10 protein-coding genes are annotated in these 9,760 nt (G+C 65.6%); 3 read left to right on the top strand and 7 right to left on the bottom strand.

Annotated elements, in window-relative coordinates; genetic code table 11:
- On the bottom strand, positions 1 to 373 hold a 373-nt coding region (locus SCH01S_RS02310; RefSeq protein ID WP_046347165.1), incomplete at its 3' end, for a M67 family metallopeptidase.
- Between the two features lie 18 nt (positions 374 to 391).
- On the opposite strand from SCH01S_RS02310, the gene SCH01S_RS02305 reads away from it, so the two are divergent.
- The 3 genes from SCH01S_RS02305 (at position 392) to SCH01S_RS02295 (ending at position 3,822) form a co-directional block, all read left to right on the top strand.
- Positions 392 to 1,345: an RluA family pseudouridine synthase gene (locus SCH01S_RS02305; protein WP_046347164.1), complete on the top strand. Its 954-nt coding sequence runs from the start codon at positions 392 to 394 to the stop codon at positions 1,343 to 1,345.
- 67 nt (positions 1,346 to 1,412) lie between these two features.
- Complete coding sequence (gene rpoH / locus SCH01S_RS02300) at positions 1,413 to 2,318, top strand: RNA polymerase sigma factor RpoH (RefSeq protein ID WP_046347163.1); 906 nt, start codon at positions 1,413 to 1,415, stop codon at positions 2,316 to 2,318.
- A 229-nt stretch (positions 2,319 to 2,547) separates the two neighbouring features.
- Positions 2,548 to 3,822 (top strand): M20/M25/M40 family metallo-hydrolase, encoded by a 1,275-nt coding sequence (locus SCH01S_RS02295; RefSeq protein ID WP_084689357.1) that lies wholly within the window; start codon positions 2,548 to 2,550, stop codon positions 3,820 to 3,822.
- A gap of 413 nt (positions 3,823 to 4,235) precedes the next feature.
- On the opposite strand, the gene SCH01S_RS02290 is transcribed toward SCH01S_RS02295, so the two are convergent.
- The 6 genes from SCH01S_RS02290 to SCH01S_RS02265 form a co-directional block, all read right to left on the bottom strand.
- Positions 4,236 to 5,303, bottom strand: coding sequence for a DNA-directed RNA polymerase subunit alpha (locus SCH01S_RS02290; protein ID WP_046347162.1), 1,068 nt, complete (start codon positions 5,301 to 5,303; stop codon positions 4,236 to 4,238).
- Between the two features lie 91 nt (positions 5,304 to 5,394).
- Positions 5,395 to 5,784 carry a 30S ribosomal protein S11 gene (gene rpsK / locus SCH01S_RS02285; protein ID WP_010545745.1) on the bottom strand — a complete coding sequence of 130 codons (390 nt, stop codon included), beginning with the start codon at positions 5,782 to 5,784 and terminating at the stop codon, positions 5,395 to 5,397.
- Between the two features lie 61 nt (positions 5,785 to 5,845).
- Positions 5,846 to 6,214 (bottom strand): 30S ribosomal protein S13, encoded by a 369-nt coding sequence (gene rpsM / locus SCH01S_RS02280; RefSeq protein WP_046347161.1) that lies wholly within the window; start codon positions 6,212 to 6,214, stop codon positions 5,846 to 5,848.
- A 186-nt stretch (positions 6,215 to 6,400) separates the two neighbouring features.
- Positions 6,401 to 7,756, bottom strand: a complete 1,356-nt coding sequence (gene gdhA, locus SCH01S_RS02275; protein WP_046347160.1) for an NADP-specific glutamate dehydrogenase — start codon at positions 7,754 to 7,756, stop codon at positions 6,401 to 6,403.
- Positions 7,757 to 7,865: 109 nt separating this feature from the next.
- Complete coding sequence (locus SCH01S_RS02270) at positions 7,866 to 8,360, bottom strand: DUF421 domain-containing protein (protein ID WP_052733725.1); 495 nt, start codon at positions 8,358 to 8,360, stop codon at positions 7,866 to 7,868.
- A 20-nt stretch (positions 8,361 to 8,380) separates the two neighbouring features.
- Positions 8,381 to 9,685: an SLC13 family permease gene (locus tag SCH01S_RS02265; RefSeq protein ID WP_046347159.1), complete on the bottom strand. Its 1,305-nt coding sequence runs from the start codon at positions 9,683 to 9,685 to the stop codon at positions 8,381 to 8,383.
- Positions 9,686 to 9,760 lie beyond the last annotated feature (75 nt).

The raw sequence follows: 9,760 nt of genomic DNA, 5'->3' as shown, positions 1-9,760 counted from the left end.
CCACCCGCTCGAACCCGCCCTCCCCCGCTCTCCACACGGTCACCGCCTCCCCCGCCGCGATCAGCCAGAGCTTCCCATCGGCCGCCGCCATCGCGCGATCGGCCACCGACGGCTCCGCGCTTCCGCCCGGATGCGAATGATAATAGCCGACGAGCTTCGGCCCGCCCGACCGCTCCGCCCGGATCGCGGCGAACAGCGTCGCGGGATCGATCTCGAACCGCCGGTCCGCATCGTCGGCGACATTCGCTGCCGCCATGACGGCGTGCACCCGCCCCGCCGTTCCGAACAGCAGCCCGCACGCTTCGCGAGGCGCTTCGGCCGCCGCATGGGCTCGGATCGCATCCAGAACGGTCCTTGAAATTCGGGTCTTCATCCCCACATCCGCTACCGGATGAACCGGGGGGTTTCCATTCTCGACGCGACGATCGGAGCCGAAGCGGAAGGCTGGCGGCTCGACCGCGCGCTGGCGGCGGCGCTGCCCACGCTGTCGCGCGAGCGCATCAAGGCGCTGATCTCATCGGGTCAGGTGCGTCGCTCCGACGGCGCGAACCCGCGCGATCCGGCGATCAAGGCGCGCGCCGGCGAGAGTTTCGCGGTCGAAGTGCCCGAGCCCCGCCCCGCGCACAACGAAGCGCAGGATCTGGGGCTCGTCGTCGTCTATGAAGACGAGCACCTGATCGTGATCGACAAGCCGGCAGGGATGGTCGTCCACCCCGCGGCTGGCAATCCGGACGGGACGTTGGTCAACGCCCTGCTCCACCACTGCGCCGGCAACCTGTCGGGCATCGGCGGCGTCGCGCGGCCGGGCATCGTCCACCGCATCGACAAGGACACGTCGGGGCTGCTGGTCGCGGCGAAGACCGACCGGGCGCATGAAGGGCTGGCGAAGCAGTTCGCGGCCCATTCCATCGACCGCCGCTACAAGGCGATCGTCGCCGGCCTGCCGAAAGGCCAAGGCACGATCGAGGCCAACCTCGCCCGCTCCGACGCGAACCGGAAGAAAGTCGCGATCGTAGGCGAAGGCCGCGGCAAGCGCGCCGTCACGCATTGGCGGCTGGAGCAGGCGCTGCGCGATTCGGCGCTGGTCGAATGCCGGCTGGAAACCGGACGCACCCACCAGGTGCGCGTGCATATGGCGTCGATCGGTCACCCGCTGCTGGGCGACCCAGTCTATGGCCGCAGCCGTCCGGCAACGCGGGAGCTGTTGAAACGCTTGCGTTTCGAACGGCAGGCCCTGCATGCGGCACGGCTCGGCTTTGTTCACCCGATCACAAGCCAGACTTTAGCGTTTGACAGTGCGATGCCCGCTGACATGCAGGAACTGTTAAGCGCATTGACGGTATAGTTTCGTTAAGCTTTTGCCGTGTTCCGCCCAAGCGGACGCGGCGGTTCGGCAGGGAGAAGAAGAGATCATGGCCAACGGCAAAAACGTCCCCGCGACGATTCCCGCGCTGGGTGGCGAGGCCAGCCTGAACCGCTATCTGGCAGAGATCAGGAAATTCCCGATCCTCTCTCCCGAGCAGGAATTCATGCTCGCCAAGCGCTATCAGGAGCATCAGGACCCGGAGGCCGCGGCGCAGCTGGTGACCAGCCACCTTCGCCTCGTCGCCAAGATCGCGATGGGCTATCGCGGCTATGGCCTGCCGGTCTCCGAGCTGATTTCGGAAGGCAATATCGGCCTGATGCAGGGCGTGAAGAAGTTCGAGCCCGATCGCGGCTTCCGCCTCGCAACCTACGCGATGTGGTGGATCAGGGCCTCGATCCAGGAATTCATCCTGCGCAGCTGGTCGCTCGTGAAGATGGGCACGACGGCGGCGCAGAAGAAATTGTTCTTCAATCTCAGGCGCATGAAGAACCGCATCGACGCGTTCGAGGACGGCGATCTGAAACCCGAGGACGTGACCAAGATCGCGACCGATCTGGGCGTCACCGAGGCCGACGTGGTCAGCATGAACCGCCGCATGGCGATGGGCGGCGACACGTCGCTGAACGTCACGATGCGCGACGACAGCGAGAGCCAGTGGCAGGACATGCTGGCCGACACCGATCCGCTGCAGGACGAAATCATCGCGGAAAGCGAGGAGAAGGAAGTCCGCCACGAGCTGCTGCTCGAGGCAATGGACGACCTCAACGACCGCGAGAAGCACATTCTGACCGAGCGGCGCCTGGCCGAAGAGCCCAAGACGCTCGAGGAGCTGAGCCAGGTCTACGGCGTCAGCCGCGAACGGGTGCGCCAGATCGAGGTGCGCGCGTTCGAAAAGCTGCAGCGGGCGATGCTGCGGCTGGCCGGCGACCGGCGCCTGCTGGCGATGGCGTAAGCCGCCCAGCAAGGTTCAGGATTAAAGACCAGCCTCCTAACCCGGTTCGGCCTGAGCCTGTCGAAGGCCTCCCTTATTCCTTTCTGAAATCCTAGAAAGAAAGGGAGGGCTTCGACGGGCTCAGCCCAAGCGAGATTTCGTCGGGCGCTCAAGGACGTGGGCGACTTGAATCCCGCGCTTCCCCACCGCTAGGAAGAACCGCCTTCCCCCTTTCCGGAGCGGTTCCTTCATGTTCAAGACCCGTACCCTTGCCGCCCTTCTGCTTGCCGGTTGCGCCGCCCAGGCTTCCGCGGCGACCGATGTTTCGAAAGTGATCGCCAGCCCGCAATACAAGGCGGCGGTCGCCGTGCTCGACAAGCAGCACGACCAGATCGTCGGCGACATCATCAAGCTGACCGAAATCCCGTCACCGCCGTTCAAGGAAAAGGCGCGTGGCGAGGCCTATCTGGAGATGCTGCGCGCCGCCGGCCTGACCGACGTCGAGATGGACCCGGAAGGGAATGTCATGGGCCTGCGCCGCGGCACCGGCCCGGCCGACGGGCCGCTGGTCGTGATCGAGGCGCATCTGGACACCGTCTTTCCCGAAGGCACGCCGGTGAAGGTGCGCCGTGAGGGGACCAAGCTGTTCGCGCCCGGAATCGGCGACGATACGCGCAGCCTGGCCGTGCTCGCCGCCTATGTCCGCGCGATGAACGCGGCGGGCGTGAGGACCAAGCGCGACATCCTGTTCGTCGGCAATGTCGGCGAGGAAGGCCCGGGCGACCTGCGCGGCACCCGCTATCTGTTCAACAAGAGCAAGTACAAGGACCGGATCAAGACCTTCTTCTCGATGGACGGCACCGACGGCAGCCGGATCGTCAACGGCGGCGTCGGGTCGAAGCGCTATCGGGTCACCTTCACCGGGCCGGGCGGCCACAGTTTTGGCGCGTTCGGCCTGGTCAATCCCATGGTGGCGATGAGCCAGACCGTGGTCGACCTGTACAAGGTCGAGGTGCCGAAGTCGCCCAAGACCACCTATTCGGCGAGCGTCACCGGCGGCGGCACCTCGGTCAACTCGATCCCCAACAAGGTGTTCATGGAGTTCGACATGCGCTCCGCGAGCGCGGAAGAGCTCGGCAAGCTGGAGCAGCGTTTCCTCAGCATCGTGTCGGCTGCCGTCGACGGCGAAAACCACGCCCGCTCCACCCGCGAGGGCGAGATCAAGGCGGACCTGAAGGTGATCGGGGATCGCCCCGCCGGCAGCACGCCCGCCGATTCCGAGCTGGTGAAGGTGGCGCAGGCGGCGATCACGGCCAACGGGCTGAAGCCGGAGCTCAATACCTCCTCGACCGACGCCAACGTGCCGATGCACCTCGGCATCCCCGGCATCACGATCGGCTCCGGCGGCAGCGGCGGCCGCGCCCATTCGCTCGATGAATGGATCGACGTGGAGAAAAGCGCGAGCCTGAAGGGCATGCTCCCGGGCCTCACGATGCTGCTCGCGATGGCCGAGATGGAGAAGTAGGCGGCTGCAAGCCGGCTCTCCGCAAATCTGTCGAACGAGCTACGACAACATCTGCGAAGGGTGGAGAGCCGCCTAGCCCCTCTCCCCTCGGGGAGATGGCGACTCGCGCGCAGCGCGAGCGGGGTGAGGGGGCCAGAGCGAAGCATAGCGAGCGTGAGAGTCGCGGACCCTCACCCTCCCACCGCTTTGCGGTGGGCCCCTCCCTCTCCCGCAAGCGGGAGAAGGGCTTACGTCCGCAATGGCTCGGAAGCGGACGTTCGAGTGCCGACGTACAAAAAGGCCGCCCAAAGGCGGCCTTTCGTTGTTCGGAAGCTGGGCAGGACGCGGGAGTAAATCCCGCGTCGTCGGTCCGCTCTGCGGCGGCCGGCCGGCTGGCGGCGTCTCCGGATTAGCTTGCGCTAACCCGGTGCGCCTTAGCCCATAATATCCTGTTCCAGCTTCTTCGCCATTTCCTCGATGTTCTCGGGCGGCCAGCCGGGGATTTCCATGCCCAGGCGGAGACCCATCGAGGACAGGACTTCCTTGATCTCGTTCAGGCTCTTGCGGCCGAAATTCGGGGTGCGGAGCATTTCCGCCTCCGTCTTCTGCACCAGATCGCCGATGTAGATGATGTTGTCGTTCTTCAGGCAGTTGGCGCTGCGCACCGACAGCTCCAGCTCGTCCACCTTCTTCAGCAGGTAGCGGTTGAGCTGGTTCGAGTCCGCCTCGGCCTCCATCGGCGTCAGCGCGCCGGCATGGACGCCCGCGCCCGGCTGGGCGACCGCCATGCCTTCGTCGAAGTGGACGAACAGCTGCAGCTGGTCCTGGAGAATGCGCGCCGCATAGGCGAGCGCGTCGTCCGGGCTGATCGTGCCGTCGGTTTCGACGGTGATCGTCAGCTTGTCATAGTCCAGTTCCTGGCCGACGCGGGTGTTCTCCACCTTGTAGGCGACCTGGCGGACCGGCGAGTAGAGCGCGTCGACCGGGATCAGGCCGATCGGCGCATCGGCCGGACGGTTGTTCGCGGCCGGGACATAGCCCTTCCCCGCTTCCGCGGTCAGCTCCATGTTGAGCGTCGCGCCGTCGTCCAGATGGCAGATCACCAGCTCCGGGTTCATCACTTCGATGTCGCCGGAGACGTTGATCATGCCCGCGGTGACTTCGGCCGGACCGGTCGCCGACAGCTGCAGCCGCTTCGACCCTTCGCCCTGCATGCGCAGCGCGATCTGCTTCACGTTCAGCACGATGTCGGTCACGTCCTCGCGGACGCCCGCGAGCGACGAGAATTCATGCAGCACGTTCTCGATCTTGATCGAGGTCACCGCCGCACCCTGCAGCGACGACAGCAGCACGCGCCGCAGCGCGTTGCCGAGCGTCAGGCCGAAGCCGCGCTCCAGCGGCTCGGCCACGAACGTGCCTTTCCGCTTGGTGTCACCGCCGGCCTTCTTTTCCAGCGCGGTGGGTTTCTTGAGTTCCTGCCAGTTCTTTGCGTTGACAGCCACTGTGTTCCCCTCAGGGTAGGGCAGAGAGGTGCACGCTCTCCGCCGGGTAAAGCGGCGTGGGCAGAAGCGCTCCACCCACGCAAAAGTTCAATCAGACGCGGCGGCGCTTCGACGGACGGACGCCGTTGTGCGGGATCGGCGTCACGTCGCGGATCGACGTGATCTGGAAACCGACCGCCTGCAGCGCGCGCAACGCGCTCTCGCGGCCGGAGCCCGGGCCCTTCACTTCGACTTCCAGCGTGCGAACGCCGTGCTCCGCCGCCTTGCGGCCGGCGTCTTCGGCGGCGACCTGGGCGGCATAGGGCGTCGACTTGCGGCTGCCCTTGAAACCCATCATGCCGGCCGAGGACCAGCTGATCGCGTTGCCCTGCGCATCGGTGATGGTGATCATCGTGTTGTTGAAGCTGGCGTTCACATGCGCGACGCCGGCGGTGATGTTCTTGCGTTCGCGGCGACGAATACGCTGCGGTTCACGTGCCATGTCTTGTCTGACCTTTTCTCAAATGAGGTGGCGAGCCGCTCCGGTCAGGAGCAGCTCAAGCTCACTTCTTCTTACCAGCGATCGGCTTCGCCTTGCCCTTGCGGGTGCGGGCGTTGGTGTGGGTGCGCTGCCCGCGGACCGGCAGGCCCTTGCGGTGGCGCAGGCCGCGATAGCAGGCCAGATCCATCAGCCGCTTGATGTTCATCGCCGTCTCGCGACGCAGGTCGCCCTCGACGGTGTGGCCGGCGTCGATCGCTTCGCGGATCTGAAGGACTTCCTGGTCCGTCAGGTCCTGCACCCGGCGCTCCGGCGCGATGCCGAGCTGGGCGGTCAGCTTCTTGGCCGTGGTCGGCCCGATGCCGTGGATGTAGGTCAGCGCGATTTCCACGCGCTTGTTGGTCGGGATGTTGACACCCGCAATACGTGCCATTGAGTTCTTTCTCCTGCTCCACAGACCGGGTGGCTGACCGGCCTATCTCAGCGCTTGATTTTCCGAAACGCGCAACACCGGCGCGCGCGCATGGCGCCGCCGGAACGTGCGGTATCTCGGAAGACCGGCGATCTAGGGTGCGGCAGACAGGCTGTCAAGCATGCCGCCGCACCGAAAACGGCCTTCCTACACCACGCCGTAGGCCAGCATCGCGTCGGCGACCTTCTTGAAACCGGCGATATTGGCCCCCTTCACATAATCGCAATAGCCGCCGCCCTGCTGGCCATATTCCAGGCAGCGCGAATGGATGCCCTCCATGATGTCGACGAGCAGCTGCTGTAGCTGCTCCTCTTTCCAGGAAATGCGCGCGGAGTTCTGGCTCATTTCCAGGCCCGAGACGGCGACGCCGCCGGCGTTGGCGGCCTTGCCGGGCGCGTAGAGTATCTTCGCGTGCTTAAAATAATGCACCCCGGCCAGATCGGTCGGCATGTTGGCGCCTTCGGAGACAGCGATGCAGCCATTGGCGACCAAAGTCTTCGCGTCTTCGCCCAGCAGTTCGTTCTGCGTCGCGCACGGCAGCGCCACGTCGCACGGCACGCCCCAGGGCGTCTTGCCGGGCGTGAAGGTCGACCCGGCAAACTGGTCGACATATTCCTTGATCCGGCCGCGCTTGACGGTCTTCAGCTCCTTGACCCAGTTGATCTTTTCCTGGTCGATCCCGGCCGGGTCATGGATGAACCCTTCGGAATCCGACAGGGTTACCACCTTGCCGCCCAGCTGCGTCACCTTTTCGGCCGCATGCGTCGCGACGTTCCCGGAACCGGAGATGACGGCCACCTTGCCGACCATGTCCTGCCCCTTGGTCTTCAGCATGTTCAGCAGGAAATAGGTCGCGCCATAGCCGGTCGCCTCGGTGCGGATCAGCGAGCCGCCATATTCGAGCCCCTTGCCGGTCAGCACGCCGGTGAATTCGTTGGTGAGGCGTTTGTACTGGCCGAACATGTAGCCAATCTCGCGCGCGCCGACACCGATATCGCCGGCCGGTACGTCGATATCCGCACCGATGTGACGGTAGAGCTCGTTCATGAAGCTCTGGCAAAAGCGCATCACCTCGCGGTCGCTCTTGCCCTTCGGATTGAAGTTCGCGCCGCCCTTGCCGCCGCCCATCGGCAAGCCGGTCAGCGCGTTCTTGAAGGTCTGCTCGAACGCGAGGAACTTCAGCACGCTTTCGGTGACGGAGGGGTGAAAGCGGATGCCGCCCTTATACGGCCCGATCGCATTGTTGTTCTGCACACGCCAACCGCGCTGGACCCGGATATTGCCCTTGTCGTCTTCCCAGCAGACGCGGAACGAGATCACGCGGTCCGGCTCGGCGATGCGCCGCAGGATTTGCTCGCGGTGATAGGCTTCCTTGTCCTGGATGAAGTCGAAAATGTCCTCTGCGACTTCCTGGACGGCCTGCGCGAACTCCGGCTGGCCCGGATTGCGCTTCTTCACGCCCTCGATGAACGTCGCAAGGTCGACGTGGTCGGAAACTGCCATCTATTCCCCCTCCTGGTGCGGATCGGTTTGGATTGACCCGGCGGCCTTCTCTGATTCGAGGCCGTTGCGACGTGAGAGTTAGCACAGTTTAAGGTTTTGGCAGCCCCGTTCAGCAGCGCCTGATGACGCTGATCGCGCCGTCGCGCTCCAGCCAAGCCTGGTCGACCTGCTCAGGACCGGCGACGCCCTTCAGGCGCAGCGCTTCGAGGAGGTCACGGCGGCCAAGGCCGGCGACCAGCAACGCCTTCTCGTTGACGTTGCCGTCCCGGATCAGGCAGCTCGGCCGCCCCTTGATCACAGGACTCAGCCCCGGCCAGATCGCGGCCGCCCAGGCGAGCAGGCTGTGCAGCACGACCAGCAGCGTGACCCCGACGAAGGTCGCGACGAATGGCGCATTGCCGGTCATTGCGCGGCCGATGCTCGAGCCGATCACCACCGAAATGACGATGTCGAAGGCGCCCCAGCGGCCGAACAGGCGCTTGCCTGCCAGGCGGACGATCGCCAGCCCCAGGGCCAAGGTCAGTGCCGCCCGCCAGCACATCTGGGCGACGTTGGGCGTTGCGCCGTCGGTGCCGATCAATTGATACAACGGGTCAAGCACCATCGTCTGGCTCCAGCCTTGCGTCAGAACGGAAACACGCGCGTGATCGCGAACACGCCGGTCGCCCAGGTGATGAAGTTGAGCGGCAGCCCGACGCGAACGAAATCCATGTAGCTGTAGCGGCCCATCTGATAGACGAGCACGTTCGTCTGGTAGCCGAACGGGGTCGCGAACGCAGCGCTTGCGGCCATCATCACCGCGACCAGAAAGGGCCTGGGGCTCACCCCCAGGCTTTCGCCCAGCGCGACCGCGATCGGCGCGCATAGCACCGCCACGGTCGCGTTGGACAGCAATTCGGTCAGGAACAGCGTCGCCCCGTAGAACAGGGCCAGCGCCATCAACGGACCGAGCGGGCGGATCGTGCTGACCAGCGCATTGGTGGCGCTTGCCGCCAGCCCGCTTTCTTCGAGCGCAATGCCGAGCACGACCATGCCCGCGATCAGCATCAGGATTTCGGGCCTGAGCCCGCGATACGCCTCGTCCGCGCTGATCACGCGCAGCAGGATCAGCAGCACCGCGCCGGCCAGCGCCGACGCGGCGATCGGCGCGATGTTCAGCGCCGCGACCAGGATCACGCCGGCAAAGACGCCGACCGCAAGCGCAGCGCGCCGCGGCTGCAGCTCCGCGCGCGGCACGAACAGCTCGGGCGCGCCGACCTGCGCGCCGGCCATGTCGGGCTCGATCTCGACTTCGGCGGGGCTCCCCTCTTCGTCCGGCCCCGATCGGATCAGGCGACCGCTGACCAGAAGCAGATACAGTGCGCCCACGACCGCGATCGCCAGGCCGACCGGCGTGATCTCGAACAGACCGAAGCTCGGCTGACCGGCAACGCGCGCCATGTCGGCGACAAGCAGGTTCGTCGACGTGCCGATCAGCGTCGTGCACCCGCCAAGCACGGCCATGTAGGAAACCGGGATCAGGAATCGCTTCGGATCGAGGCCAAGCTTGCGCGCGGCATCCCGCACGATCGGCGCCGACAGCACGACGATCGGGGTGTTGTTGAGGAACCCCGAAGCCGCGCCGCACAGGCCGATCGTGATCCACAGGCCCAGCGCGCCGATCCTGCGGCACAACACGACCGCAAGCTCAATCAGCCGGTCGAGCAGGCCCGAAAGCTCGATCGCGTAGACGATCACGAACAGCGAGGCGAGCGCGATCAGGGCCGGGCTGGCAAAGGCGCCCTGCACCTCGCTGGGCCGCACGACGCCGGTCATCAGCAGCACTGCAGCGCCCGCCAGCGCGACCACGTCGGCGCGCACCTTGTCCCAGATCAGCGCCGCGATCACGGCAGCAAGCACCAGGATGGTCACGAGCTGGTCAGGCGTCACAAGGTGAACCCTTTGCCTGCGCCGATTGTCTTGTCAAAAGAGGTTCGATGATCATTGCCGCAATCGATAACCCCG

Origin of the sequence: Sphingomonas changbaiensis NBRC 104936 (assembly GCF_000974765.1) — a bacterium.
Taxonomy (GTDB): Bacteria; Pseudomonadota; Alphaproteobacteria; order Sphingomonadales; family Sphingomonadaceae; genus Sphingomonas_B; species Sphingomonas_B changbaiensis.
Note: the sequence above shows the minus strand (reverse complement) of the source record. Positions and strands in the feature narration are given on the sequence as shown.